General features: G+C 73.1%; 25 protein-coding genes. 14 read left to right on the top strand and 11 right to left on the bottom strand.

Annotation, left to right across the window (positions count from 1 at the left end; genetic code table 11):
• Positions 1-47: 47 nt before the first annotated feature.
• On the bottom strand, positions 48-878 hold the full coding sequence (nadE, locus tag ACWEPF_RS04155; protein WP_452171329.1) for an ammonia-dependent NAD(+) synthetase: 831 nt from the start codon (positions 876-878) through the stop codon (positions 48-50).
• Positions 879-919: 41 nt separating this feature from the next.
• Complete coding sequence (locus ACWEPF_RS04150; RefSeq protein WP_452171328.1) at positions 920-1,102, bottom strand: hypothetical protein; 183 nt, start codon at positions 1,100-1,102, stop codon at positions 920-922.
• Between the two features lie 257 nt (positions 1,103-1,359).
• On the opposite strand from ACWEPF_RS04150, the gene ACWEPF_RS04145 reads away from it, so the two are divergent.
• Positions 1,360-1,659 (top strand): hypothetical protein, encoded by a 300-nt coding sequence (locus tag ACWEPF_RS04145; protein ID WP_452171327.1) that lies wholly within the window; start codon positions 1,360-1,362, stop codon positions 1,657-1,659.
• A gap of 15 nt (positions 1,660-1,674) precedes the next feature.
• Here ACWEPF_RS04145 and ACWEPF_RS04140 read toward each other — a convergent pair whose 3' ends face one another.
• The 5 genes from ACWEPF_RS04140 to ACWEPF_RS04120 form a co-directional block, all read right to left on the bottom strand.
• A complete protein-coding gene (locus ACWEPF_RS04140; RefSeq protein ID WP_452171326.1) occupies positions 1,675-2,802 on the bottom strand; it encodes a M48 family metalloprotease in 1,128 nt (375 codons plus the stop codon).
• 107 nt (positions 2,803-2,909) lie between these two features.
• Entirely contained in the window at positions 2,910-3,932 is a 1,023-nt protein-coding gene (gene glnII, locus ACWEPF_RS04135) for a glutamine synthetase GlnII (protein ID WP_345281242.1), read from the bottom strand.
• 184 nt (positions 3,933-4,116) lie between these two features.
• The gene (locus ACWEPF_RS04130) at positions 4,117-5,040 is read right to left on the bottom strand and encodes an SCO1860 family LAETG-anchored protein (protein ID WP_452171325.1); all 924 of its coding nucleotides are present in this window, start codon (positions 5,038-5,040) and stop codon (positions 4,117-4,119) included.
• A gap of 254 nt (positions 5,041-5,294) precedes the next feature.
• On the bottom strand, positions 5,295-5,972 hold the full coding sequence (locus ACWEPF_RS04125; protein WP_452171324.1) for a uracil-DNA glycosylase: 678 nt from the start codon (positions 5,970-5,972) through the stop codon (positions 5,295-5,297).
• A gap of 33 nt (positions 5,973-6,005) precedes the next feature.
• A complete protein-coding gene (locus ACWEPF_RS04120; RefSeq protein ID WP_345281217.1) occupies positions 6,006-7,091 on the bottom strand; it encodes an amidohydrolase family protein in 1,086 nt (361 codons plus the stop codon).
• 88 nt (positions 7,092-7,179) lie between these two features.
• Between ACWEPF_RS04120 and ACWEPF_RS04115 the strand changes: the two genes are divergently transcribed.
• The 5 genes from ACWEPF_RS04115 (at position 7,180) to tmpA (ending at position 11,973) form a co-directional block, all read left to right on the top strand.
• Positions 7,180-8,292 (top strand): pyridoxal-phosphate-dependent aminotransferase family protein, encoded by a 1,113-nt coding sequence (locus tag ACWEPF_RS04115; RefSeq protein WP_452171323.1) that lies wholly within the window; start codon positions 7,180-7,182, stop codon positions 8,290-8,292.
• A 51-nt stretch (positions 8,293-8,343) separates the two neighbouring features.
• Complete coding sequence (locus tag ACWEPF_RS04110; protein ID WP_452171322.1) at positions 8,344-8,634, top strand: hypothetical protein; 291 nt, start codon at positions 8,344-8,346, stop codon at positions 8,632-8,634.
• Complete coding sequence (locus ACWEPF_RS04105) at positions 8,616-9,026, top strand: DNA-binding protein (protein ID WP_452171321.1); 411 nt, start codon at positions 8,616-8,618, stop codon at positions 9,024-9,026. The genes ACWEPF_RS04110 and ACWEPF_RS04105 overlap by 19 nt, the downstream gene beginning before the upstream one ends.
• A gap of 223 nt (positions 9,027-9,249) precedes the next feature.
• Positions 9,250-10,251 carry a zinc metalloprotease gene (locus ACWEPF_RS04100; RefSeq protein ID WP_452171320.1) on the top strand — a complete coding sequence of 334 codons (1,002 nt, stop codon included), beginning with the start codon at positions 9,250-9,252 and terminating at the stop codon, positions 10,249-10,251.
• Between the two features lie 114 nt (positions 10,252-10,365).
• Positions 10,366-11,973 carry a 2-trimethylaminoethylphosphonate dioxygenase gene (tmpA, locus tag ACWEPF_RS04095; RefSeq protein ID WP_452171319.1) on the top strand — a complete coding sequence of 536 codons (1,608 nt, stop codon included), beginning with the start codon at positions 10,366-10,368 and terminating at the stop codon, positions 11,971-11,973.
• 135 nt (positions 11,974-12,108) lie between these two features.
• On the opposite strand, the gene ACWEPF_RS04090 is transcribed toward tmpA, so the two are convergent.
• Together ACWEPF_RS04090 and ACWEPF_RS04085 are read right to left on the bottom strand one after the other, a co-directional pair.
• Entirely contained in the window at positions 12,109-12,939 is an 831-nt protein-coding gene (locus ACWEPF_RS04090) for an inositol monophosphatase family protein (RefSeq protein WP_452171318.1), read from the bottom strand.
• A 228-nt stretch (positions 12,940-13,167) separates the two neighbouring features.
• Positions 13,168-13,935, bottom strand: coding sequence for a GntR family transcriptional regulator (locus tag ACWEPF_RS04085; protein WP_345281205.1), 768 nt, complete (start codon positions 13,933-13,935; stop codon positions 13,168-13,170).
• A gap of 265 nt (positions 13,936-14,200) precedes the next feature.
• On the opposite strand from ACWEPF_RS04085, the gene ACWEPF_RS04080 reads away from it, so the two are divergent.
• The 8 genes from ACWEPF_RS04080 (at position 14,201) to ACWEPF_RS04045 (ending at position 22,695) form a co-directional block, all read left to right on the top strand.
• Positions 14,201-15,376 carry an ABC transporter substrate-binding protein gene (locus ACWEPF_RS04080; protein ID WP_345281203.1) on the top strand — a complete coding sequence of 392 codons (1,176 nt, stop codon included), beginning with the start codon at positions 14,201-14,203 and terminating at the stop codon, positions 15,374-15,376.
• Between the two features lie 8 nt (positions 15,377-15,384).
• The gene (locus ACWEPF_RS04075; RefSeq protein ID WP_452171317.1) at positions 15,385-16,341 is read left to right on the top strand and encodes an ABC transporter permease; all 957 of its coding nucleotides are present in this window, start codon (positions 15,385-15,387) and stop codon (positions 16,339-16,341) included.
• Positions 16,341-17,156, top strand: a complete 816-nt coding sequence (locus tag ACWEPF_RS04070) for an ABC transporter permease (protein WP_452171361.1) — start codon at positions 16,341-16,343, stop codon at positions 17,154-17,156. Before ACWEPF_RS04075 ends, ACWEPF_RS04070 begins: the two co-directional genes overlap by 1 nt.
• A gap of 22 nt (positions 17,157-17,178) precedes the next feature.
• Positions 17,179-18,240, top strand: coding sequence for an ABC transporter ATP-binding protein (locus ACWEPF_RS04065; protein ID WP_452171316.1), 1,062 nt, complete (start codon positions 17,179-17,181; stop codon positions 18,238-18,240).
• Between the two features lie 24 nt (positions 18,241-18,264).
• Positions 18,265-19,005, top strand: coding sequence for an HAD family hydrolase (locus tag ACWEPF_RS04060; RefSeq protein ID WP_452171315.1), 741 nt, complete (start codon positions 18,265-18,267; stop codon positions 19,003-19,005).
• The gene (locus ACWEPF_RS04055) at positions 19,005-19,325 is read left to right on the top strand and encodes a DMT family transporter (RefSeq protein WP_345281195.1); all 321 of its coding nucleotides are present in this window, start codon (positions 19,005-19,007) and stop codon (positions 19,323-19,325) included. Before ACWEPF_RS04060 ends, ACWEPF_RS04055 begins: the two co-directional genes overlap by 1 nt.
• A gap of 147 nt (positions 19,326-19,472) precedes the next feature.
• Positions 19,473-21,011 carry a phosphatidylinositol-specific phospholipase C domain-containing protein gene (locus ACWEPF_RS04050; RefSeq protein WP_452171314.1) on the top strand — a complete coding sequence of 513 codons (1,539 nt, stop codon included), beginning with the start codon at positions 19,473-19,475 and terminating at the stop codon, positions 21,009-21,011.
• A gap of 136 nt (positions 21,012-21,147) precedes the next feature.
• The gene (locus tag ACWEPF_RS04045; protein WP_452171313.1) at positions 21,148-22,695 is read left to right on the top strand and encodes a S8 family peptidase; all 1,548 of its coding nucleotides are present in this window, start codon (positions 21,148-21,150) and stop codon (positions 22,693-22,695) included.
• Positions 22,696-22,719: 24 nt separating this feature from the next.
• Here the strand turns inward: ACWEPF_RS04045 and ACWEPF_RS04040 are convergent, their stop codons facing one another.
• Both ACWEPF_RS04040 and ACWEPF_RS04035 read right to left on the bottom strand, forming a co-directional pair.
• Positions 22,720-23,652 (bottom strand): S1 family peptidase, encoded by a 933-nt coding sequence (locus tag ACWEPF_RS04040; RefSeq protein WP_452171312.1) that lies wholly within the window; start codon positions 23,650-23,652, stop codon positions 22,720-22,722.
• 133 nt (positions 23,653-23,785) lie between these two features.
• Positions 23,786-24,817, bottom strand: coding sequence for an NADP-dependent oxidoreductase (locus ACWEPF_RS04035; RefSeq protein ID WP_452171311.1), 1,032 nt, complete (start codon positions 24,815-24,817; stop codon positions 23,786-23,788).
• Positions 24,818-24,856: the final 39 nt, after the last annotated feature.

Genomic DNA, 24,856 nt, shown 5'->3' with positions numbered 1-24,856 from the left:
CACGGCCGGGCGGACGGCGCGTCAAGGGAGGCGGCGGGCCCGGGACTTCAGGGGGCGATCGGGAGGCGGCGCTTGTGGTCGGTCAGCCGGTAGCGGTTGACGATCTTCTCGAAGGAGGCCGCGTCGACCGGCTTGCCCTCCAGGAAGTCGTCGATCTCGTCGTAGGTGACGCCGAGCGCGTCCTCGTCGGCCTTGCCCGGGTCGAGGTTCTCCAGGTCGGCGGTCGGCACCTTCCAGACCAGCTCGGCCGGGGCGCCGAGGGCGTCCGCGACGGCGCGCACCCGGCGCTTGGTCAGGCCGGTCAGCGGCACCAGGTCGGCGGCGCCGTCACCGAACTTGGTGAAGAAGCCGGAGACCGCCTCGGCCGCGTGGTCGGTCCCGACCACCAGGCCGTCGTGGGCACCGGCCACCGCGTACTGGGCGATCATGCGCTGGCGGGCCTTGACGTTGCCGAGCAGGAAGTCCTGGTGGTGGGCGTCCCGGAAGGCGGTGCCGCCGGCCAGCACGGCGGCCAGCATGGCGTCGCTGGCGGGCTTCACGTCCACGGTCAGCACGTGGTCGGCCTCGATGAAGGAGAGCGCCAGCTGCGCGTCCTTCTCGTCCGCCTGCACCCCGTAGGGCAGCCGCATCGCGTAGAACTCCGCCTGGTGCCCCGCCGCCCGGGCCCGCTCGACGGCCAGCTGGCAGAGCCGGCCGGCGGTGGTCGAGTCCACCCCGCCGCTGATCCCCAGCACCAGCGACCGCAGCCCGGTGGAGGTCATCCGCTCGGCCAGGAAGGCCACCCGCCGCTCGATCTCCGCCTCGGCCTCGAACGCCTCCGCGACCTCGAGCTCCCGGGCGATCTCCCGCTGGAGGGCACTGCCGGCCGGCTCACTCACGTCTGCTCCCACTGCTGTCCCGACACTCTGTCCCACCCACCCTACTCAGCCCCGCCACGGAGCCCTCCGGCCCACTCCGCCAGCAGCCCGAAGTGCGCCTCGCCGAGCCCGTGGCGGTGGTCCACCCACACCGTCAGCGCGGGCCCCGGATGGTGCGCGGCGATCCACTCGGCATCCCGCGGCTCCAGCTCGTCGTCCACCCCGGGCGGCCGGCCTGCTGCCAACTGCTGCACCGGACCGGCCTGTACGGCAGGGCGCGCAGTGCAGGGCCGTGTGCCGAGTTCACGGGATGGTGCCCGGGCCGGCCGTGGTGGTCAACGCGGGTGGGTGGCGGCGGCGGCCGGGGATCCACCGTACGGGTGAGGGAGCGTCACCCCTGACGGCGAAGTCGGGCCGGGAGGGCCGGACTTCGGGGGGACGGGGGTGCGGCGGGCGGGATGATCGGGGGCGACCGCGAACCGCTTTCCGAGAGGCTGCTCTGATGATCCGTAAGGCCGCGACCGCCGTGACCGCCGCCACCCTGGCCGCGCTGGCCTTCGCTCCCGCCACCGCCCAGGCCGTGCAGGAGGAGAACGGGCTGCAGGGTGCGCTGGACACCTCCTGCGAGGAGGTCGGCAAGCTGGGCACCCAGCAGGGGTTGGCGATGGCGGCCTTCCTCACCCCGGACCTGCCGGGCGGCCGCGTGCTGGGCAACTGCACCGCGCACGCGCTCTCCGAGGGCGACGGCCAGCTGGCCTCGCTGCTGAACTCCACCCCGATCCGCTCGGTCGACCTGCGCTGACCCCACTCGAGGCCGCTACGCCGCCGTCCAGGCCCGGGCGGCGGCGATCCGGGCCGTGGTGGTGGGGTGGGTGGCGAAGAGCAGGACGACCCAGCGCGGCGGGTCCACGTCGGCGACGTTGGTGACCGCGAGGCGGCGCTGCATGGCGATGAACTGCGCCGGGTCGCCGGTGAGTTCGAGGGCGTGCCGGTCGGCCCGGGTCTCGATCCGGCGGCTGGCGGCGCACTGGGCGGGCCCGGCCAGGGCGGAGAGCAGTGCCCCGCAGGCGGCGAACAGGAAGAGCGAGCGCGGGTCGGCCGCCGAGTCGGCCCCGGCGGCCGTGAGCAGCGGCTGCCAGGAGGTCAGCAGGCCGAGCAGGCCGACCGCGAGGGCGGCGCCGAGGGCGGCGAGGGTGGTGCCGGTGAGGACGTCCCGGTGCTTCACGTGGCCGAGCTCGTGCGCGACCACCAGCTCGGTCTCGCGCGGGTCGGCGGTGGCCAGCAGGGTGTCGTAGCAGACGATCCGCCGGGTGGCGCCGAAGCCGGAGACGTAGGCGTTGAGCGCGGTGGTGCGCCGGGAGGCGTCGGCGACCAGCACCTCGCGCACCCGGATGCCGTCCCGGCGCGCCAACTCCAGCAGCGCGGTGCGCAGTTCGCCCTCGGGCAGCAGGGTGAAGCGGTTGAACAGCGGCTCCACCAGCAGCGGGAAGAGGAAGGACAGCAGCACCACCAGCACGGCCGCCGCCCCGGCGGCGGGCAGCCACCAGCCGTCCGGGGAACGGTCGGTGAGGGCGTACAGGCCGTACCCGAGCGGGAGGCCGAGCAGCAGGCTCAGCGCCAGGCCGCGCAGTTGGTCGACCGCCCAGCCGCCCCAGCCCTGGGTGACCAGCCCGTACCCGCGGCGGACCTCCCGCAGCCGCGCCCCGAACGGGAGCCCGGCGAGCTGGGAGAGCAGCACCAGGGCCGCCACCCCGGCGAGCACCTCGGCGGTGCGCGAGCCCCCGAACAGGCCCCCGGCCCAGGAGACCAGCCCGGCCCCGGCGGAGGTCAGGCCGAGCGCGAGCGGGAGCAGCAGGCCGACCGCGCGGGCGCCGAGCGCCCACGGCAGTTGGGCCCGGCGCAGGGCCCGGCCTCGGGCGAGCTGCTCGGGGGTGAAGTCGTCCATGCGGCAAGGATGGCAGGGATGGCGGGGAACGGCGGAGACCCGCTCTCCCCCCGGGGGTGAGCGGGTCTCCGTGACACTCGGTCAGCCGTGACGCGGCGTCAGCCGGATCAGACCTGGCCGGCCTTCTCCAGGGCCTCGCAGCAGGTGTTGATCAGGAGGCGGGTCACGACGTACGGGTCGACGTTGGCGTTCGGGCGACGGTCCTCGATGTAGCCCTTCTGGTCCACCTCGACCTGCCACGGGATGCGCACCGAGGCGCCGCGGTCGGAGACGCCGTAGGAGTAGACGTTCCACGGGGCGGTCTCGTGCTTGCCGGTCAGGCGGGACTGGATGTCGTCGCCGTACTGGTTGACGTGCTCCAGGACGATCTCCTGCGAGGCGCCGAGCGACTCGCAGGCGGTGATGATGGCGTCGTAGCCCTCGCGCATCGCCTTGGTGGAGAAGTTGGTGTGGGCACCCGCACCGTTCCAGTCACCACGGGCCGGCTTGGCGTCCAGGGTGGCGTCGATGCCGAACTCCTCGGCGGTGCGGTAGAGCAGGTAGCGGGCGATCCACATGTCGTCCGAGACGGTCAGCGCGTCGACGGGGCCGATCTGGAACTCCCACTGGCCGGGCATGACCTCGGCGTTGATGCCGCAGATCGCCAGACCGGCGTCCAGGCAGCGGTCCAGGTGCAGCTCGACGATCTCGCGGCCGAAGACCTCCTCGGCGCCGACACCGCAGTAGTAGCCGCCCTGCGGGGCCGGGTAGCCGCCCTCCGGGAAGCCGAGCGGACGGGAGCCCTTGAAGAAGGTGTACTCCTGCTCGATGCCGAAGATCGACTCCTGCGAGGCGTACTTCTCGGCGACCTCGCGCAGCGCGGCGCGGGTGTTGGACTCGTGGGCGTCGCCGTTGGTCTCCAGCACCTCGCAGAGGACGAGGATGTTGTCACCGCCGCGGATCGGGTCCTTGACGACCTTCACCGGGTCGAGCACGCGGTCCGACGCGTGGCCCTCGGCCTGGTTGGTCGAGGAACCGTCGAAGCCCCAGGTCGGGATCTTGTCGGCGTTCGGCAGGACGCGAGTCTTGGAACGGAGCTTCGCGGTCGGCTTGGTGCCGTCGATCCAGATGTACTCGGCCTTGATCGCCATTGCGGTGAACCTCACTGCTTGGGTGGTGGGTGCCCGCGTAGCGTCGCAAGCCGCCGTTTCCCGGTTGTTCCTCCGATGTAACGCCCATGTGAACCAACCGTCCGCAGCGGCACCGGCACGGTCCGACAGTGTCAGGTCCGGAATGTGGGCCGACGATTCCGTCAGACGGGCACATTCCGGGACCTCAGTGCCTGCGGGCGTGCGCCCGGCGGCGGCGGGTGAGGCGGAGCGCGACCGCGCCGACCAGCAGCAGGGTGCCGGCGACGGCCACCGTCGTGCCGGTGCCGCTGCTGCCGGTGGCGGCCAGCTGCTCGCCGGGCCGGGTGGGGCTCTGGCTCGCCACGGCCGGGACGGCGCGGTTGGCCCTGCTCGGCTCGGCGCTCGGCCCGCTGCTCGGCGAGGCGCTCGCGGAGGGGCGCGGGGCGGGCTTCTCGCAGCTGACCGAGGCGACGGTGATCTTCCCGGTGACCTTGGCGACGTTCAGCTGGAGCGGGTTGAGGTCCAGCTCCACCTCCAGGGCGGAGGCGGCGGCGGTGCTGCTCGTGGTGGCGCGCTTGGAGAAGGTGACGTCCAGCTTGCCGACGCCGGGGACGTCCACCTTGGTCGGGCCCTCGACCTTGAGGGTGACCGGCTTGCCCAGCACCGTGATCCTGGCCGGGGAGTCCACCTTGGCGGTGGGCGGCCCGTCCACCGGGCAGGTCGCCTCGGCGGTGAGCGCCTCGACCGCGAGCAGCGGGGCCCCGACCAGGCCGGGCACCCCGAGGTCGGCCTTGGTCAGCTGCACCCGCGCGGAGGCGCCGCTCCCGTCGGCCTTGGTGGTCGAACGCCCCACCTCGGCGCGGACCAGCTCGACCGGGCGGCCCTGGTCCACGCCCGCCACGGTGGCGGTCAGCGCGGTGCCGTCCTTGCTGGCCGGGGACTGCACCTTGTTCAGCGAGATGTTCACCGGCACGGCGGCCGTCCGGCCCAGCACGCTGACGTCGAGGTCGAGTTCGGCCGTGACGGCGTTGGCCTTGCCGGGGCTCGGCTCGGCGGCGTGTGCGGCGGGCACCGTCAGGAAAGCGACGAGGGCGGTGGCGGCGGCGGTACGGAGAACAGTGCTGGGCACGGGCATGACGAACGAGACCCCTGTGGAGTTGGCCGGACTGGATGAGCCGCCCAGTCTGGTCCGAACAGTCCGTCACATCAGTAACACTGTCGGTTAGTTCACTCGTTGGGGTTGTTTACCCGCAAGATGCCGCACGCCTGCGGCGGGCCGGGTCGGGGCATGGGAGCGCCTGCCGCGAGGCTGCCGCCTGCGGCGGGCCGAGGGTGGGAGGAGGAGCTTCCCGAGGGGGTGCCGCACGCGGGGCGGGGCGGCCGCTACGGGAGGCGCCAGTCGACCGGGGTGGCGCCCTGGTCGGCGAGCATCTGGTTTGCGCGGCTGAAGGGGCGGGAGCCGAAGAAGCCCCGGTCGGCGGACATCGGGCTGGGGTGGGCCGACTCCACCGCGGGGACGTTGCCGAGGAGGGGGCGGAGGTTGCGGGCGTCGCGGCCCCAGAGGATGGCGACCAGCGGGCCGCCGCGGGCGACCAGGGCGCGGATGGCCTGCTCGGTGACCTCCTCCCAGCCCTTGCCGCGGTGCGCGGCGGGCTTGCCCGGGGCGGTGGTGAGGGCGCGGTTGAGGAGGAGGACGCCCTGCTGGGTCCACGGCGTCAGGTCGCCGTTGGCGGGCGGCGGGAAGCCGAGGTCGCGGCCGTACTCCTGGTAGATGTTGATCAGGCTGCCCGGGATCGGCCGCACGTGCGGCGCCACCGAGAAGCTCAGCCCCACCGCGTGCCCCGGCGTGGGGTAAGGGTCCTGACCGACGATCAGGACCCGGACGGCGTCGAAGGGCTGCTGGAAGGCCCGCAGCACGTCCGGCCCGGCCGGCAGGTACGTCCGCCCGGCGGCGAGCTCGCCACGCAGGAAGCCCCCCATCTCGGCGACCCGGCCGGCCACCGGCTCCAGCGCCCTGGCCCAGCCAGGTTCGACGATCTCGTTCAGCGGACGTGCACCCATACGGCCCAGCCTATCCGTACCGGCGGACAGCGCTCAGCGCACGATCCGCCCCCGCAGCACCACCAGCTGAGGGTCCGCCAGCACCCGGACGTCCGCGCGCGGGTCCTCCGCGTAGACCACCAGATCGGCCGGGGCGCCCTCGTCCAGACCGGGGCGGCCGAGCCACTCCCGGGCTCCCCAGGTGGTGGCGGAGAGCGCCTCGACGGCGGTCAGCCCGGCCTTGGTCAGCTCGGCCACCTCGTCGGCGACCAGCCCGTGCGCCAGCGAGCCGCCCGCGTCGGTGCCGACGTAGACCGGCACGCCCGCGTCGTGCGCGGCCGCCACGGTGTCGTAGCGGCGCTCGTGCAGCCGCCGCATGTGGGCCGACCAGGCGGGGAACTTGCTCTCGCCGCCGGCCGCGAGCTTGGGGAAGGTGGCGATGTTGACCAGGGTCGGCACGATGGCGACGCCGCGTTCGGCGAAGGCCGGGATCAACTCCTCGGTCAGGCCGGTGGCGTGCTCCACGCAGTCGATCCCGGCGGCCAGCAGGTCCGGCAGCGACTCGGCCGCGAAGCAGTGCGCGGTGACCCGCGCGCCCTCCTCGTGCGCCGCCGCGATCGCCTCCTTCAGCGCGTCCCCGGGCCAGCAGGCGGCCAGGTCGCCGCGGTCCCGGTCGATCCAGTCGCCGACCAGCTTGACCCAGCCGTCCCCGCGCCGGGCCTCGTCCCGGACGTAGGCGGCCAGGTCGCCGGGCTCGATCTCGTGGGCGTAGTTGCGGATGTAACGCCGCGTCCGGGCGATGTGGCGGCCGGCCCGGATGATCCTCGGCAGGTCCTCGCGGTCGTCGATCCACCGGGTGTCGGCGGCCGAACCGGCGTCCCGGATCAGCAGGGTGCCGGCGTCCCGGTCGGTGACGGCCTGGCGTTCGCTGGTCGCGGCGTCCACCGCGCCGTGCGCGTCCAGTCCGACGTGGCAGTGCGCGTCCACCAGGCCGGGCAGCACCCAGCCGCGCACCGTGCGGGCCTCGGCGGCGGGCCGCCGGTACGTCACCCGGCCGTCCACCACCCAGAGTTCGTCCCGGACGTCCTGCGGACCGACCAGCACCCGACCCTTGACGTGCAGCACCGCACCATCGCTCATGGGCGCACTCTACCGACGGGGAAACCCACTGCCGAGGGGACGAACAGGGCAGACTGTCCACGAAGCGCTCCCGACGAAAGGCCGTTCCGTGAGTCCCGCCAGCCCCGTCAGCCCCGCGAGCCCGTTCCTCGACCTGCCGCCGCTCGGCGCGGCCCGGTTCGCCGCGATCGAGGACCGGGTCGCGGCCCTGCTGCACACCCGGGCCGACGTGATCGTCATGCAGGGCGAGGCGCTGCTGCCGCTGGAGGCGGCCATCCGCGGCGCGGTGCGGCCGGGCTCCACCGCGCTGAACGTGGTCACCGGCCCGTACGGGCAGACCTTCGGCGGGTGGCTGCGCAGCTGCGGCGCCGAGGTCGTGGACCTGGCGGTGCCGTTCACCGGCGCGGTGACGGCCGCTCAGGTGGCCGAGGCGCTGACGGCCCGTCCGGAGATCGACTTCGTCTCGCTGGTGCACGCCGAGGCGGCCACCGGGAACACCAACCCGGTCGCCGAGATCGCCGAGGTGGTCCGGGACCACGGCGCGCTGCTGATGCTGGACGCCGTCGCCTCGGTCGCGGCCGAGCCGCTGTACACCGATGCCTGGGGCGTGGACCTCTGCGTGATCGGCGGCCAGAAGGCGATGGGCGGCCCCGCCGGGGTGTCCGCCGTCTCGGTCAGCGACCGGGCCTGGGAGCGGATCACCGCCAACCCGGCCGCGCCGCGCCGCTCCTACCTCTCGCTGCTGGACTGGAAGGAGCGCTGGACGGACGCCGGGCGCTCCGTACTGCCGCACGCCCCGGCCCAGTTGGAGATGCTCGCGCTGGAGGCCTGCCTGGACCGGATCGAGGCCGACACCCTGGACGCGACCGTCGCCCGGCACCGCGCCGCCGCCGCGGCCCTGCGCGCGGGCGTCCGCGCCCTCGGCTCGCTCTCCCCCTACGTCATCGAGGACTACGCCGCGGCCCCGGTCGCCACCACCCTGCTCACCCCGTTCAGCCTGGACGCCACCACCCTGGCCGCCGCCCTCGCCGCCCGCTCCCTCCCGGTCCAGTCCGGCGGCGGAGCCCTCGCCACCACCATGCTCCGGGTCAACCACTACGGCCCGCACGCCTCCCTGGAGACGGTGCTCTCCGTCCTGACCGCCCTCGCCGAGCACGCCCCGGGCGACGAGGGCTTCCTGACGGCCGCCGAGAAGGCCTGGTCGGAGGCCTCGATCGGGTGAAGCCGGGCGACGGCCCTGCCGCTTTGGCAATCCGATTGTTAAAATCCGGGCATGGCAGAAGACGACGCTGTGCCCGGCATCGGCGAAGGCGCCGCGAAGGTCGTGAGCATCTCCGTACCCGAAGGGACGCTGCTCGCGCTGCGCGAGGCGGCCGGTGCGCGCGGGCTCTCGGCCTTCATCACGGCCGCCATGGAGCAGCGCCTGCGCGATCTCGCGACCCTGGAGTACCTGGACCGGATCGAGGCCGAGCACGGCCCCTCCACCGCCGAGGAGCTGCAGGAGGCCGCCGACATCTGGGCGGCCGCCGACGCCGGGGAGGCCCAGTGGCGAAAGGCCGGCTGAGCGGTGGCACTCTGGTCCTGGACAGCCAGGGCCTGTCGCAGTACATCGCCGGCGACCGACTGGTCGGGCGGATCACCCGGACTGCGGTGGAGCGCGGCGCCACCCGCGTGGTGAGCGGGGCCACCCTCATCGAAGTCCAGCACCGGGGCATCAAGAAGGCGCACTGGGACTTCGTCCTCTCCCAGCTCAGGATCGAGCCGTTGCACGTCGAGTGGGCGAAGGCCGCCGCCGTGCTGCTCCAGGAGACCGGGCTGCACGGACACAAGTACGCGATCGACGCGATGGTCGCGGTCACCGCGCTCCATCAGCCGGGGCCTGTGGTGATGCTGACCTCGGACATGGACGACATGGCCAAGCTCTGCGGAGACCGGGTCACCCTGGTCCAGCTGTAGGAGCCGCCCCCGAAGGGCGGTTTTCGGACAGCGTGGCGGATTGCGTACGGGTAACAAGTGACTGCACCCGACCCGCGACCAGGGAAGATCTGCGGCTAACTGACGGTCTATCAGAATATTTTACGGCCGGAACAGGTCTGACACGTTCACGTCGAGCCTGCGTAGCCTCTGCTGCACGGCGGTCCCCTCACCGCCGCACCCCCACAGACCACAGGAGCAGCAGATGCGTCTTCCGGTCCGTTCCCTCTCCGCCACCTCCAGCCGGGTGCTCGGCGTCGCCGCACTGGCGGGCCTGCTGACGGCGGGTCAGTTCGTCGTACCGGGCTCGTTCGGGGTGCTGGCCGCGCCGGGTGCCGCCGCGTGCAGCTCCGACTCCGGCGACGCGGCCGCGCGGGTGGCCAAGGGCGCGCCCGCGCACACGGCCGAGCCGAACGCGGTCACCGACGCACAGGCCAAGGTGATGAACGCCGACCTGGACGCCCGGGTGGCGCACCTGAAGTCGAGCGTCAACGGGCAGAACCTGCTGGCGGGCAGCGGTGCGCTGGCGGCCACCTCCATCCCGGTGTACTTCCACGTGGTGCACGCCGGGACCACCGGCAAGCTGACCGCCACCGACATCAGCAAGCAGATCGCGGTGCTGAACGCGGCCTACGGCGGCCAGGGTTCGGGCAACACCGCCACCCCGTTCACCTTCCAGCTGGTCGCCACCGACTACACCGACAACTCCAGCTGGTACAACGGGATCACCCCGGGCTCGACCGCCGAGAAGTCGATGAAGACCTCGCTGCGCAAGGGCGGCGCCAACGCGCTCAACCTCTACACCGCCAAGCTGGGCCAGTCCCTGCTGGGCTGGGCCACCTTCCCGAGCTCCTACAGCTCCAACCCGAAGGACGACGGCGTCGTGATGCTGGACTCCTCGCTGCCGGGCGGCTCGGCCACCAACTACAACGAGGGCGACACCGCCACCCACGAGGTCGGCCACTGGCTGGGGCTCTACCACACCTTCCAGGGCGGCTGTAACGGCCAGGGCGACCAGGTCAGCGACACGCCGGCCGAGAAGAGCGCCGCCTTCGAGTGCCCGACCGGCCGTGACTCCTGCACGAGCAAGCCGGGCCTGGACCCGATCAAGAACTTCATGGACTACACCTACGACTCCTGCATGACCCAGTTCACCCCGGGCCAGGTCACCCGGATGACCAACGCCTGGGCCTCGTACCGCGCCTGACCGGACACCAGGAGCCCCCGGCCGCGACCCGCGGTCGGGGGCTCCGGCATGTCGGCCGCCGTTCGCGGGCCGGACAGCTGCCGGATGTCTGGATCTCACCCGGGCCGCTGAGAGTTGTCTGTACAACTTGACCCGGAGGGTGAGATGGACACGTCCCTGTACTGGCTCCGCGACAACTGCCCCTGTGCCGAGTGCCGCGATCCGCGCACCGGCCAGAAGCTGTTCCAGATCAACGACCTGCCCGAGGAGTTGACGATCCGCAGGGAGGTGGAGGAGGACGGCCGGCGCACCGTCGAGTGGTCCGACGGGCACCTGTCGGCGTACCCGTCCGGCTTCACCGCCGAAGGCACCCCCGGCGACGACGGCCGCACCGAGCAGGGCCGCCCGCTCTGGACCGCCGCCGACTTCGCGGCCGGGCCGCCGGAGGCGGAGTGGTCCGCCTACCTGGCCGATCCCGCCGAGCGGGCCGCCGTGCTGGGAGCCGTGCGGCGGTTCGGCTTCGCGCTGCTGCGCGGGGTACCGCTGGTGGAGGGCCAGGTGCTGGCGGTGGCCCGCAGCTTCGGCCACGTCCGGGTGACCAACTACGGCGAGCTGTTCGACGTCCGGGTCGAGCCCGACCCGAACAACCTGGCCTTCACCAACGCGGCCATCGCCCCGCACACCGACAACCCCTACCGCGACCCGGTGCCCACCCTCCAGCTGCTGCACTGCCTGCGCAACGAGGCCGAGGGCGGCGACTCCGGCCTGGTGGACGGCTTCCGGGCCGCCGCCCTGCTGCGCGAGGAGCACCCGGAGGACTTCGCGGTGCTCACCCGCACCCCGGTGCCCTTCGTCTTCCGGGACCGGCGCACCGAGCTGCGCGCCGACCGGCCGCTGATCGAGACCGACCCGCTCGGCCGGATCCGCGAGGTGCGCTTCAACAACCGTTCGATCTCCACCCTGCGCGGGTTCTCCGTGCCGGAGCTGGACGCCTTCTACACCGCCTACCGCCGGTTCGCCGCGATCACCCTGCGGCCGGAGCTCCAGCTGGAGTTCCGGCTCGGCCCCGGCGACTGCCTGGTCTTCGACAACACCCGCCTGCTGCACGCCCGGACGGCCTTCGAGGCGGACGGGGCCCGGCACCTCCAGGGCTGCTACGCCGACCTGGACTCCCTGGCCTCCACCCTGGCCCTGCTGCACCGTCAGGAGGAGGCCCTGGACCGGATCGCCGGGCTGTTCGCCGGCGAGGGCGCCGGGGAGTACCTCGGCGAGGAGGTCACCATGGCCGAGCACATGCTCCAGGCGGGCGCGCTGGCCGAGGCGGCCGGGGCGCCCGAGCACCTGGTGGCCGCCGCCCTGCTGCACGACGTCGGCCACTTCGGCGGCACCGGGCTGGAGCTGATGGAGGGCCGGGACAACCGCCACAGCTCCTCCGGCGCCGACTGGCTGGCCCAGTGGTTCGGCCCGGAGGTGACCGAGCCGGTCCGGCTGCACGTGGCCGCCAAGCGCTACCTGTGCACCGCCGAGCCCGGCTACCGCGAGCGCCTCTCCCCCGCCTCGGAGTTCACCCTCCGGGTGCAGGGCGGTCCGATGACCGAGGAGCAGGCGGCCGCGTTCGCCGCCCGGCCGGGCGCGGTGGACGCGGTGACGGTGCGGCGCTGGGACGAGCAGGCCAAGGAGGCCGGAGCCGAGGTGCCCGGATTCGACCACTACCGCCCGCTGCTGGCCCGGCTGATGGGCTGACGAGGTGACGGGCTGACGGAGAAACGCGCCGCGCCCGGGGCGCGGGGAACTGCGCGCGGCGGGAGGCACGGACCATGGTGCCGGGTGAGGACCGGGCCCGCCGCACGTGAGCCTCCGCACCCGGCTGACGCCCGCTCAGCCGCCGGAGAGCAGCCGGCGGATCCGCTCGGCGGTGGCCGCGTCCCGGGCCGCCGTGAACGGCAGCGCGTTGCCGCCCGCCAGGCGGAACGGTTCGCCGCTCACGGTGGTCTGGGCGCCGCCGGCCTCGGTGACCAGCAGCAGGCCGGCCGCGTGGTCCCAGGCGTTCTCCCAGTCGTAGGCGGTCCCGTCGAACTCGCCGCGGGCCAGTGCCAGGTACTCCAGCCCCGCCGAACCGGCGGAGGGCCGGATCCGCACCCCCGGCACCCGCAGGCCGAGCAGGGCCCGGCGCCGCTCCGGGGTGGTGTACTCGTGGTGCGAGGACGAGACCTCCAACTCGGCTCCGGGGACGGCGGATCCGGTGCTCAGCCGCTCCCCGTCCAGCCAGGCCCCGCCGCCGCGGACGGCGGTGGCGAACTGCTCCAGCGCCGGGGCGTGGGTCCAGGAGGCGAGGGTCTCGCCGCGGTGGGCGAGCGCCACCAGGGTGCAGAAGCCGGTCTTGCCGTGGACGAACGGGCGGGTGCCGTCCACCGGGTCGACGATCCAGACCGGGGCCTCGCCGGCCAGCGCGGCGTAGCGGGCGGGTTCGGCGTGCACGCCCTCCTCGCCGACCACCGCCGAGCCCGGCAGGATCGCGGTCAGGGCCCGGGTCAGGTACGCCTCGGCCTCCCGGTCGGCGGCGGTGACCAGGTCGTACGGGCCCTTCTTCTCGGACACCTCGCCGGGGGCCAGGTGGCGGAACCGGGGCATGATCTCGATGGCGGCGGCCTCCCGGACCGCCTCCTCGACACGGGGGAGCAGGGCGGCGAGTACGCGTTCGTCGATCACGGGCCCATCAGACCACAGCGAGGGCGGCCAGCGGACGAACTGCGGCCGACAAGGCGGAGGTCCGGGGCGTGAGGCCACTCACGGGAACCGCACCCACGAGGGTCGGCGGCAACTGCCGCGATCTGACCGGTGGGAGGTGGTTGCCCGCGCCCACGCGGCGGAGCCGCACATGTCACAGCCTCGCGCCCCTGGGTCGCTGCCCTGCCGTCGCGCCTCGGTCGTCCTACCTCAGTCGTTCTGCCGGGTGTGCCGCGAAAGTGCCGAGGAGGCCAGCGAGTTGTGGATGCTGAAGGCCACCGTGCCCGGCAGGTAGCGGTCCTGGGACCACTCGACCGGGGTGCCGGTCGGGTCGGTGGTGCGGCGCTTCTCGCGCAGCAGGGGGGAGCCGCGGCGGCAGCCGAGGAGCCGGGCGTCGTCGGCGTTGGCGGCCACCACGTCGATGGTGTGGTCGGCGTCGGTGAAGAGGATGCCGTGCTCGCGCAGCGGCTCGGTGTGGGAGACCACGTCCGGCGGGAGCTGGGCGACCAACTCGCCGACCCGGGGCGGGTAGACGGTGCGCTCGACCATCACCGGCGTGCCGGAGAGGGTGCGCAGACGGAGCGTCACGTACACCTCGGTGCCGGGCTCCAGCCGGAGCTGCTCGCGCTCCGCCGCGTCGGCCGGCCGGCGGGTGAAGGACTCCAGCCGGCCGCCGGGCTCCTCGCCCATGGAGCGGGCCCAGTGGGTGAAGGAGAGGAGCTCGGAGAAGCTCTGCACCCGGGCGGTGCCGAGCACCACCCGGCGGGTGCCGCGGCGGGAGGTGACCAGGCCGTCCGCGCGCAGCACGGAGAGGGCCTGCCGGACGGTGCCGCGCGAGACGCCGTACTGCTCGGCCAGGGCACCCTCGGCGGGCAGCCGGCCGGAGTCGCCGTACGAGCCGGAGGTGATCGCCTCCCGCAGGTCGGCGGCCACCTTGCGGTAGAGCGAGCCGGCCGTGCTGTCCTGGTCGAGTGCCACGTGCCTCAAAGTCCTTCCCCGCGTTGGGCCCTGGACCGTTGGAGCACGCCAGGACGTAGCCGACTGTAGCCGCTGTGGATCACCCCGCAGCGGGCCGTGGTCACCGTTCCCGCATCCGCCCCCTGTACTGGGCCATCCGTTCACCTTCCCGTCACCGTACTCGGGCGTACTTACCCCGGCAGCCAAGTTGGCTGGCCAACTTGGCGCAGCGTCAGCTACGCCCCCTCCTTCGCTCGTGAACTCCCCTTCCTCAGGAGATCCACCCGTGATCGTGCACCGCTCCCGTGCCGCCGCCCTCGCGGCCGTGCTCACCGCCGCCGCGCTCTCCCTGACCGCCTGCGGCTCGGCCGGCTCGACCGCCAAGTCCGGCGACACCGCTGCCAAGGGCGGCGCCACCAAGGAGGCCAAGGACGCCACCTCGGCCGCCGACTTCGGCGGCATGGACGCCCTCGTCGCCGCCGCCAAGAAGGAGGGGAAGCTGCACGTCATCACGCTCCCCCGCGACTGGGCGAACTACGGCAAGATCCTCGACGGTTTCAAGGCCAAGTACGGCATCGAGATCGAGGAGGAGAACCCGGACGGCTCCAGCCAGGACGAGATCAACGCGATCAACTCCCGCAAGGGCCAGGACCGCGCCCCCGACGTGGTCGACCTGGGCAGCGCCTTCGCGCTCCAGGCGGTCAAGGACGGCCTGCTCGCCCCCTACAAGGTCGCCACCTTCGACAAGGTGCCGGACAGCATGAAGGACGCCACCGGCGCCCGGGTGAACGACTACGGCGGCTACATCTCGATCGGCTGCGACGCCAAGAAGATCCCGACCTGCCCGAAGACCTTCGCCGACCTGCTCAAGCCGGAGTACAAGGGCAAGGTCGCCCTCAACGGCAACCCGACCAAGTCCGGCTCGGCCTTCGGTGGCGTCTACGCCGCCGCGCTGGCCAACGGCGGTTCGCTGGACAACATCCAGCCCGGCATCGACTTCTTCGGCAAGCTGAAGCAGTCCGGCAACTTCAACCCGGTCGAGTCGACCCCGGCCACCATCGAGAAGGGCGAGACCCCGATCTCGATCGACTGGTCGTACCTGAACGCCGGTTACACCGACAAGTTCAAGCCGAAGGGCATCGACTGGCAGGTCGCCATCCCGGTCGACGGCTCCTACGCCCAGTACTACAACCAGGCCGTCAACAAGTGGGCGCCGCACCCGGCCGCCGCGCGCCTGTGGCAGGAGTACCTGTTCAGCGCCGAGGGCCAGAACCTCTTCATGGGCGGCTACGCCACCCCCTCCACCTTCGAGGCCATGAAGAAGGACGGCTCGCTCGACGCCACCGCCGCTGCCAAGCTGCCGACCGTCGAGAAGCCCTTCACCACCTTCCCGACCCAGGACCAGATCACGGCGGCCAAGAAGGTCATCACCGAGAACTGGACCAAGGCGATCGCGGGCTGATCACCGAGATGACTACGGCTCCCACCCCGGTGCCGACCCCCGCCGCCACCGAGAACGGTGGCGGCGCGGGGGTCCTCACCGCCACAACCCCCGCCCCCCGCAAGCGCGTTGCCGGCCTCCGCCGGTTCGGCGGCAGCTGGCTGGCCACCGTGCCGCTGCTGCTCTTCTTCCTGGTCTCCTTCGGCCTGCCGGCCGTGGCGATCGTCAGCGGTGCCTTCACCGCCTCCAGCGACGCCGAGTCCGGTGCCGGTGCGTTCACCACCGCCAACCTCACCGACTCGGTCCAGGGCGCCTACTGGACCGCCCTGCTGAGCAGCCTCAAGCTCTCGGCGCTGACCGCCCTGCTGGGCACCCTGATCGGCCTGCCGATCGCCCAGGCGGTCGTCACCTCCCGGTTCCGCGCGCTGCGCGAGGCGGTGCTCACCGCCTCCGGCGTGCTGGCCAACTTCGGCGGCCTGCCGCTGGCCTTCGCCTTCGTCGCCACCCTCGGCAACGCCGGTGAGATCACCAAGCTGTTCAACCTGACCGACCACGGCTGGACGCTCTACTCGTTCACCGGGCTCACCATCGTGTACCTGTACTTCCTGGTGCCGCTGATGGTGCTCACCATCACCCCGGCGCTGGACGGCCTGCGGGTGCAGTGGCGGGAGGCCGCGCAGAACAACCGCGCCACCGCCCTGCAGTACTGGCGGCACGTCGCGCTGCCGATCCTGCTGCCCTCGCTGCTCGGCGGTTTCGTGCTGCTCTTCGGCAGCGCCTTCGCCGCGTACGCCACCGCCGCCGCGATGGTCGGCGCCACCGTGCCGCTGATCAGCCGTTCGATCGCCGACGCGCTCTCCGGCAACGTGCTGGTCGGCCAGGGCAACCTGGCGCTCGCGCTCAGCCTGGACATGATCCTGGTCGCCGTCCTGGTGATGGCCGTCTACCTGCCCCTCCAGCGCCGGAGTGCAAAGTGGCTCAGCTGATCTCTCGCCTCCGCGTCTGGCGCGGCCTGGTCCTGCTGGTCGCCGGGATCTACTTCCTGGTGCCGATGGCCGCCTCGCTCTGGTTCTCCATCGACACCAACGAGGGCATCGACTTCGCCGCCTACACCGGCCTGTTGAGCGCCCCCGGCTTCACCGAGAGCCTGGTGCTCACGCTGGAGCTGGCCGCCGTCACCGTGGTGGTGCTGCTGCTCCTGCTGGTGCCCGCGCTGATCGCCGTCCGCCTCGGTTCGCCCCGGCTCCGGCCGGTGCTCGAAGTGGTCTGCACCCTCCCGCTGGTGGTGCCGCCGGTCGCGCTGACCGCCGGTCTGATCGGCGTGCTGCGCTGGGGCCCCGACTACCTGATGGACACGCCGTTCTTCCAGACCTTCGTGTTCGTCCAGGACCCGGCCTTCCCGCTGGTGCTGGTCATCGCGTACGTGCTGATGTCGCTGCCGCTGGCCTACCGGGCGCTGGACGCCGGCCTGCGCGCGGTGGACGTGCGCACCCTGGTCGAGGCCGCCCGCAACTGCGGGGCGAGCTGGCCGCGCGCCGTGGTGACGGTCGTGCTGCCGAACCTGCGCGGGGCGCTGCTGAACGCCTCCTTCCTCACCCTGGCCCTGGTCCTGGGCGAGTTCACCGCCTCCTCGATCCTCGGCTACCAGCCCTTCGCGGTGTGGATCTACACCGTCGGCAACAGCGAGGGCCAGATGTCGGTCGCGGTCTCGATCCTGAGCCTGCTGATCACCTGGGTCCTGCTGCTCCTGCTCGCCTCCGCGGGCCGCGAGCGCCGGGCCAAGACCGCCGCCGCCTCCTGACACCACGTTGGAGACAACCCCCATGAGCACCGCCACCATCACCACCGGCGCCACCGTCGAGTTCCGCGGCCTGCGCCGCGCCTTCGGCCCCACCACCGCGCTGGACGGCCTGGACCTCACCATCAACCCGGGCGAGCTGCTCGCCCTGCTGGGCCCCTCGGGCTGCGGCAAGACCACCGCGCTGCGCATCCTGGCCGGCTTCGAGACCCACGACTCCGGCCAGGTGCTGGTGGACGGCCAGGACATCACCGGGGTGCCGGCCCACCGCCGCGACGCCGGCATGGTCTTCCAGTCCTACAGCCTGTTCCCGCACCTGACCGCCGCCGACAACGTGGCCTTCGGCCTGCGGATGCGCGGCGCCGGCAAGGCCGAACGACGCGGCCGCGCACAGGAGTTGCTGGAGCTGGTCGGCCTGCCGCAGCACGCCGACCGCTACCCGCACCAGCTCTCCGGCGGCCAGCAGCAGCGCATCGCGCTGGCCCGTGCGCTGGCCCTGCAGCCGCGGGTGCTGCTGCTGGACGAGCCGCTCTCCGCGCTGGACGCCAAGGTCCGGCTCAACCTCCGGGACGAGATCCGGCGCCTCCAGCAGGAGTTGGGCATCACCACCCTGTTCGTCACGCACGACCAGGAGGAGGCGCTCTCGATGGCCGACCGGGTCGCCGTGCTGAGGGCCGGCCGGCTGGAGCAGTGCGCGGCGCCCGCCGAGCTGTACTCCCGCCCCGCCACCGCCTTCGTCGCGGAGTTCGTCGGCACCATGAGCCGCATCCCCTGCACCCGCGCGGGCTCCTCCGTGGAGCTGCTCGGCCGGACCTTCCCGGTGGACGGCGAGCTGCCCGCCGACGGTGAACTCGACGTCCTGGTGCGGCCGGAGAACGTCGGCCTGGTCTCGAACGACGCGGGCGCTGCGGTCGTGGTCGGCGCCTCGTTCCTGGGCAGCGCGACCCGGATCACCGTACGGTTGTCCGACGGCACCGAGATCAAGGCCGACCTGCCGACGGAGGCCGCCGCAGGCCTGCCGGTCGGCGGCAACGCCGACGTCACGCTGCCCGACCGCCCGGTGCTGGTCGACCGCCGCACCGCCTGATCCGTCTCTGCCGAAGGTACCGCCATGCCTGCCCTCTCGACCGACAACTCATCCACCGACGACGGGAGTTCACCCCGGAGCGAGCCGCTGCCCCGCCCGGCCGCCGTGCTGTTCGACATGGACGGCACGCTGGTCGACACCGAGGAACTCTGGTGGCAGGCCGCCGTCGAGTGCGCCGCCGGGCTCGGCCTCACCCTCACCGAGGACGACCTGCCGGAGGTGCTCGGCCAGGCCGTCGAGCACACCGCCGCGCACCTGCACCGCCGTGCCACCGGCACCTCCGGCGGCACCGGTCTGGCCGAGCTGACGGCCCGTCTGGACGAGGCCTTCGCCTCCCGGGTGGCCACCGAGGTGGTCCCCCGCCCCGGCGCGCTCGACCTGCTGGGCAGCCTGCGGGCGGCCGAGGTCCCGATGGCCCTGGTCTCGGCCTCGCCGCGCCGGGTGATCGACCTGGTACTGGCCACCCTGGGCCGGGACTGGTTCCGCACCGTGCTGGCCGCCGAGGACACCCCGCGCACCAAGCCCGCCCCGGACCCGTACCTGGCCGCCGCCGCCCGCCTCGGCCTGGCCCCGGCCGCCTGCGTGGCGGTCGAGGACACCCCGACCGGCGTGGCCTCCGCCCACGCGGCGGGCTGCGCGGTGCTGGCCGTCCCCTCCGCCGTGCCGATCCAGGCCACCGACCGGGTCACCGTGCTGGACAGCCTGGTGCACGCGGACCTGCCGCTGCTGGCCTCGCTCACCGCGGCCGCGCCGGGCGACCGCTGATGCCGTACGTGCTGCTCGCCCTGGCCATCATCAGCGAGGTGGCGGCCACCAGCTGCCTCAAACTGACCGAGGGCTTCAGCAGGTTCTGGCCGAGCCTGGGGGTGGGGATCGGCTACGTGCTCTCCTTCGCCCTGCTCGGGAAGGCCCTGAAGCACATACCGGTCTCGGTCGCCTACGCCGTCTGGTCCGGGGCCGGGACCGCCGCGGTCGCGGGCATCGGCGTGGTCGCCTTCGGCGAGCAGCTCGGGAAGGCCCAGTGGCTCGGCCTGGTGCTGATCATCGTCGGCGTGGTGGTGCTCAACCTGCGCGGCAGCCACTGACAGGCGGCCCCGCAGGCCACCACGACGCTGCCCTTCCGTCCCTGGTCAGCGCGCTGCCGGGCCGGACAGCATGGAGGGGAAAGGGCGCTGGTGCGGTCCCACCGCACCAGCGCCCTTCGCTGGTTCCCCGATGATGAAGAGTCACCCATGCACCTCCTTCCCCCCACCCCGCTCCGCCGCGGCCTGCGCCGGCTGACCCGGACCGCCGCCGTGGCCGTCGTCACCGCGGCCGCCCTCCTCCCGCTCTCGGCCGGCACCGCGCAGGCCAGCGGCACGGACAACCGGGACGCCTACCGCAACCTGGGCGACGCCCCGCTCGGCGACTGGATGTCCCAACTCGGGCCGGACACCCCGCTGACCGCGCTGTCCATCCCGGGCACGCACGACACGCTCTCCCTGCACGGCGGCAACGACGTGCAGACCCAGCAGGACTTCGGGGACAGCGCACGGACCCTCACCGCCCAGCTGGACCGCGGCATCCGGGCCATCGACATCCGCGTACGGGTGATCGGCGGATCCTTCACCGTGCACCACGGCGCCTTCTACCAGAACGCCAACTTCGACGACGTGCTCGACAAGGCCCGCACCTTCCTCAAGGCCCACCCGGGCGAGACGATCGTGATGCGGCTCAAGGCCGAGTGCAACGGCGAGATCGGCAGCTGCACCGACGACCCGGACACCGCCAGCAGCGCGGTCCGGGCCGGGATCTTCCAGCAGTACGCGTACCTCTACAAGAACCTGCTGTTCAACGACGGGAAGCGCACCACCATGCCCACCCTGGGCGAGGCCCGGGGCAAGATCGTGCTCGGTGCCTTCGACGGCCTGGACGGCGGTGACGCCGCGAAGTTCGGCATCAAGGGGTTCGGTGACCACACCGAAGACACCTGGAGCTCCCCCACGCCGGACGCCAAGTGGCCGCTGGTGAAGAAGAACCTCGGCGCGGCGCTCGCGGGTGACCCCGGCCAGACCTTCGTCACCTACACCTCCGCCTCCGCGGTGCCCACGGGCAACGGGCCCGACTCGATCGCCGGCGGGACCGGCGTCCTGAAGGGCAAGGACCTGGTCTGGACGCCCGGGGTCAACCAGCGGCTGATGGACTGGTTCAACGGCGGCAACGGGAAGGGCCGCCTCGGCATCGTCATGATGGACTTCCCCGGCTGGGCCCCGGTCTACGACATCATCATGAGCAACCGGCCGAACGTCTCCCGGGAGGGCGACCCGGCGATCTGGCGGGTCAAGCCCGACAAGACCTACGTCGACAGCAAGTACGGCCGCTGCATGGTCCGCGGCCCCGAGTTCGACGACACCGCGGACGGCGGCGTGGTCACCCAGCGCGCCTGCCAGAGCTCCGCGCCGAGCAGCCACCAGTGGAGCGCGGTCGGCCTGAAGGCGGACGACCCCGGCAAGAACTACTTCTGGATCAAGGCCGCCAACGGCAGGTGCCTCACCGTCCCGTACAACGACGGCACCCCGCCCGGCGCCGGCACCCAGCTGTTCTGGTGGCCCTGCGAGACCCGCTGGTTCTCCGGCAACCAGATGTGGGAGATCCTCCCCACCCCGCTCCCGGACGGCACCGGCTACCGGTTCGTCAACCACTGGACCGGCCTGTGCCTGATGGTGGACCCGTCCACCGCCGCCCAGTCGGGCGGCAAGGTGGTCCAGGGCAGCTGCCCGCGCCAGGCGTAGTCGCCTCGGCGGTCGGCGCCTACCTCCACTGAGGTATTTCAACTCACCTTCCTTGCATGCGAACTGACGGTCCGTCACTCTCTGGGAACGGGGTGCCGGGGGCACGGAGCCCCCGGACGGACCAGGGGGGTTCGGAATGAACGGATGGGTTCAGGCCTGCCGGGGGGCGGTGGCCGCGCTGCTGCTGACGGGTGCGGTGGCGGGCGGTTCGCCCGCCACCGCGGCCGAGCGGGAGGGCGCGGTGCTGCACGCCGGGGCGGCCGACGCGGTGCCGGGGAGCTACCTGGTGGTGCTCAAGGAGACGGCGTTCCGGGGGACTTCGGCCCCGGCGCTGGCCTCCCGCTACGGCGGGCAGGTGAAGCGGAGCTTCGACTCCGCGCTGCACGGCTTCTCGGCGCGCCTCACCGACCGTCAGGCCCGTCGGCTGGCGGCCGACCCGGCGGTGGCGAGCGTCTCGGAGGACCGGCGGGTCAAGCTGGACGCCACCCAGAACGAGCCGCCGTCCTGGGGGCTGGACCGGATCGACCGGCACCGGCGGCCGCTCGACAACCGCTACGTCTCGCCGGACACGGGCGGGCGCGGGGTGACGGTCTACGTGGTCGACACCGGGGTGAACATCGAGCACCAGGACTTCGGGGGGCGGGCCCGGTACGGCTTCAACGCGATCGACGGCTCCGCGGTGGCCGAGGACCGGCACGGCCACGGGACGCACGTCGCGGGCACCGCGGCGGGCACGACCTACGGGGTGGCCAAGCAGGCCTCGGTGGTCGCGGTCCAGGTCCTCGACGAGTACGGCGAGGGGACGTACGAGCAGGTGATCGCGGGCGTGGACTGGGTGACCCGCAACGCGGTCAAGCCCGCCGTGGTGAACATGAGCCTCGGCGGCGACCCCGACGAGACGCTGGACGCCGCCGTCCGCGCCTCCATCGCCTCCGGGCTGACCTACACCGTCGCGGCGGGCAACCAGGGCATCGACGCCGCCGAGCACTCCCCCGCCCGGGTCTCCACCGCGATCACCGTCGGGGCGAGCGACATCGACGACCGGGCGGCCTGGTACTCCAACCACGGCCCGCTGGTGGACCTCTACGCCCCGGGCGACGAGATCGTCTCGGCCTCCAACGGCTACGACGAGGCCGAGGCGACGCTCTCCGGCACCTCGATGGCCGCCCCGCACGTGGCGGGCGCCGCCGCCCTCCACCTGGCCGGCCACCGCACCGCCACTCCCGCCCAGGTGGCCGCCGCCCTCACCTCCACGGCGACCTCCGGCTCCCTGCGCGACCTGGAGGAGGGCACGCCCGACCGCCTGCTCTACCTCGGCCCGCCCGCCACCACCGGCCCCCACCCGCGCTTCGCCAACCCGGCCGTCCGGCCGATCCCCGACCCGGGCGTCCTCGACTCCACCATCACCGTGACCGGCGTCCCGGGCCGGGCCCCCACCGAGCTGGACGTCGAACTCGACGTCACCCACGACTTCATGGGCGACCTCCTGATCGACCTGATCGCCCCGGACGGCACCCCCTACCGCCTCAAGGACGGCGACTTCGCCTGGGGCGACGACGCCATCAGGACCACCCTCGGCGCCGACGTCTCCTCCGAGACCGCCAACGGCGTCTGGACCCTGCGGATCACCGACCCGTGGGAGTACCTCGAAGGACAGTTGAACGGCTGGGCGCTGAAGTTCTGACGCCCCGTCCCCCGGCGCCCCCGCCTACCGCGCTGCGGCCCCGGCCCGGCGGCGCAGCGCGAAGGCGGTGCCCGCACCGGCGGCGAGGACGAGGCCGGCACCGAGCACGAGGGTACGGGTGTGGTCCTCCGCCGCCGCCGGAGCCGGGTTCTCGGCCATGGTGGTGCGGATCCAGGAGGCGTAGGCGGGGGCGCTGGTGTAGAGGCCCGGGCCGTCCTGGCAGGGGACCTTCGGGGCGCCCGGGCCCGAGGTGACGCCGACGAGCTCCCAGCGGTCGTCGCGGCCCTTCTGCAGCTGGGGGCCGCCGGAGTCCCCGGCGCAGGCCATGGCCTTGGGCTTGGTGCTGACGGTGCACAGCCGGGTCGGGCCCGCGTAGCCGGGGGCGCACTCGGTCTCGGCGCCCAGGCGGGTGTCCAACTCCTGGAGCTGCTCCGGGAAGCGCCACTCCCCGAAGACCGTGGTCCCGAAGCCGAGCAGGCGCGTCGGGGTGCCGGCCGGGCCCGCCGCGTCGGCGATCCTGACGGGCCGTTCGCCGACCGGCCGGTCCAGGCGGACCAGGGCGATGTCGTCCTGGTTGGCCCCCTGGCCCTCGCCGTTGCGGTAGCCGGGGTGGACGAAGCTGCGGTCGATCTTCCGCACCGTGCCGCCCTCCTTGCGCCTGTCACTGCCGATCCGCACCGTGCCGTCCAGGACCAGCCCGTCGCCGGTCACGCAGTGGGCCGCCGTCAGCACCCACTGCCGGTCGATCAGCGAGGCCCCGCAGTTGCCGTCGAGCAGACCCAGGCTCGGGGCGGACTCCGGGATGGTCGCCATGAAGGGGTGACTCTCCTTGGAGTCGCCACCGTTGACGACGGCTCCGGCGGTGCCCGCCAGGGCGGTGGCGCAGGCGAGGGCGGCAACCGCGCCCACGACGGCGGTGCGGACGGTGCGGCGGTGGGAGGGCTTCGGATTGAGCACGAATCGTTCCTTCTGTCCGGGAATCGGTACGTGCCCAGCCTCTCCGCCCAAGATCCACCGCACCACGGGGGTAACCCCTGGATCCGCGCTCCGGGCAGCCACCCGCGGCACGGTGGGGCTACCCCCCGGTCCGTCAGGAGCCGAGCCGGACCAGCATCTTGCCGGTGTTGGCGCCGTTCATCATGCCGAGGAAGGCGGCCGGGGCGTTCTCGATGCCCTCGACCACGGTCTCACGGCTGGTGAGGGTGCCGTCGGCCAGCCAGGCGGCGGCGCGCGGGACGTAGTCGGCGAAGCGGTCGAACCAGTGGGTGACCAGCATGCCGCGCAGGGTGGCCTGCTGGGCGGCGGCCCGGAACAGATTGGCGGGGCCGGGCTGCGGGGTGGTGGCGTTGTAGGTGCTGATGGCGCCGACCAGGGCGATCCGGCCGTCGTGGCGGATCGAGGCGAGGGCGGCTTCGAGGTGGTCGCCGCCGACGTTGTCGAGGTAGACGTCGATGCCCTCGGGTGCGGCCTCGGCGAGTTGGTCGGCCACCGCGCCGGCCCGGTAGTCGATCGCGGCGTCGAAGCCGAACTCGGTGAGCAGCTTCCCCGCCTTGACCGGGCCCCCGGCCGAGCCGATCACCCGGGACGCGCCCAGCGCCCGGGCCAGCCCGCCGGCCACGCTGCCAACCGCGCCCGCCGCCCCGGAGACGAAGACCACGTCGCCGGGGCGGACCGGGGCGGTCTCGGTGAGCGCGATGTACGCGGTCAGCCCGGTGGCCCCCAGCACGCCCAAGTAGGCCTGGGCCGGGGCGAGTTCCGGATCGATGACGGTGACGGCGGCCTCGTCCAGCACGGCGTGCTCGCGCCAGCCGAGGAAGTGCGACACGGTGGCGCCGACCGGCACCGCCGCCGCCCGCGAGGCGATCACCTCGCCGACCGCACTGCCCTGGAGGGCCGCGCCGAGGGCGAACGGCGGGAGGTAGGACTCGACGTCGTCCATCCGGCCGCGCATGTACGGATCCACCGACATCCAGGTGTTGCGGACCAGGACCTGACCCTCCGCCAGATCGGTGGAGAGCTCGACGGTGGCGAGGGAGAAGTGCTCGGGGCCGGGGGCTCCGACCGGGCGGGCGGCGAGGCGGATCTCACGGCTGGTGACGACGGTGCCGGCCTTGGCGGACATGGGGTGCTCCTCGGGGTTCGCAAGGTTCCTGCTGACGGG

The organism is Kitasatospora sp. NPDC004289 (assembly GCF_053602875.1).
The sequence above is the reverse complement of the archived record's forward strand: the minus strand, read 5'-3'. Positions and strand labels throughout refer to the sequence as shown.

What these genes read in the sequence shown, in the direction of transcription:
- ACWEPF_RS04050 (WP_452171314.1), top strand. Translation starts at nt 19,473, where the DNA reads ATGCACCTCCTTCCCCCCACCCCGCTCCGCCGCGGCCTGCGCCGGCTG.
- ACWEPF_RS04110 (WP_452171322.1), top strand. Translation starts at nt 8,344, where the DNA reads ATGGCAGAAGACGACGCTGTGCCCGGCATCGGCGAAGGCGCCGCGAAG.
- ACWEPF_RS04125 (WP_452171324.1), bottom strand. Translation starts at nt 5,972, where the DNA reads ATGGGTGCACGTCCGCTGAACGAGATCGTCGAACCTGGCTGGGCCAGG.
- ACWEPF_RS04075 (WP_452171317.1), top strand. Translation starts at nt 15,385, where the DNA reads ATGACTACGGCTCCCACCCCGGTGCCGACCCCCGCCGCCACCGAGAAC.
- glnII (WP_345281242.1), bottom strand. Translation starts at nt 3,932, where the DNA reads ATGGCGATCAAGGCCGAGTACATCTGGATCGACGGCACCAAGCCGACC.
- ACWEPF_RS04055 (WP_345281195.1), top strand. Translation starts at nt 19,005, where the DNA reads ATGCCGTACGTGCTGCTCGCCCTGGCCATCATCAGCGAGGTGGCGGCC.
- ACWEPF_RS04045 (WP_452171313.1), top strand. Translation starts at nt 21,148, where the DNA reads ATGAACGGATGGGTTCAGGCCTGCCGGGGGGCGGTGGCCGCGCTGCTG.
- ACWEPF_RS04060 (WP_452171315.1), top strand. Translation starts at nt 18,265, where the DNA reads ATGCCTGCCCTCTCGACCGACAACTCATCCACCGACGACGGGAGTTCA.
- ACWEPF_RS04145 (WP_452171327.1), top strand. Translation starts at nt 1,360, where the DNA reads ATGATCCGTAAGGCCGCGACCGCCGTGACCGCCGCCACCCTGGCCGCG.
- ACWEPF_RS04120 (WP_345281217.1), bottom strand. Translation starts at nt 7,091, where the DNA reads ATGAGCGATGGTGCGGTGCTGCACGTCAAGGGTCGGGTGCTGGTCGGT.
- ACWEPF_RS04035 (WP_452171311.1), bottom strand. Translation starts at nt 24,817, where the DNA reads ATGTCCGCCAAGGCCGGCACCGTCGTCACCAGCCGTGAGATCCGCCTC.
- ACWEPF_RS04100 (WP_452171320.1), top strand. Translation starts at nt 9,250, where the DNA reads ATGCGTCTTCCGGTCCGTTCCCTCTCCGCCACCTCCAGCCGGGTGCTC.
- ACWEPF_RS04140 (WP_452171326.1), bottom strand. Translation starts at nt 2,802, where the DNA reads ATGGACGACTTCACCCCCGAGCAGCTCGCCCGAGGCCGGGCCCTGCGC.
- ACWEPF_RS04065 (WP_452171316.1), top strand. Translation starts at nt 17,179, where the DNA reads ATGAGCACCGCCACCATCACCACCGGCGCCACCGTCGAGTTCCGCGGC.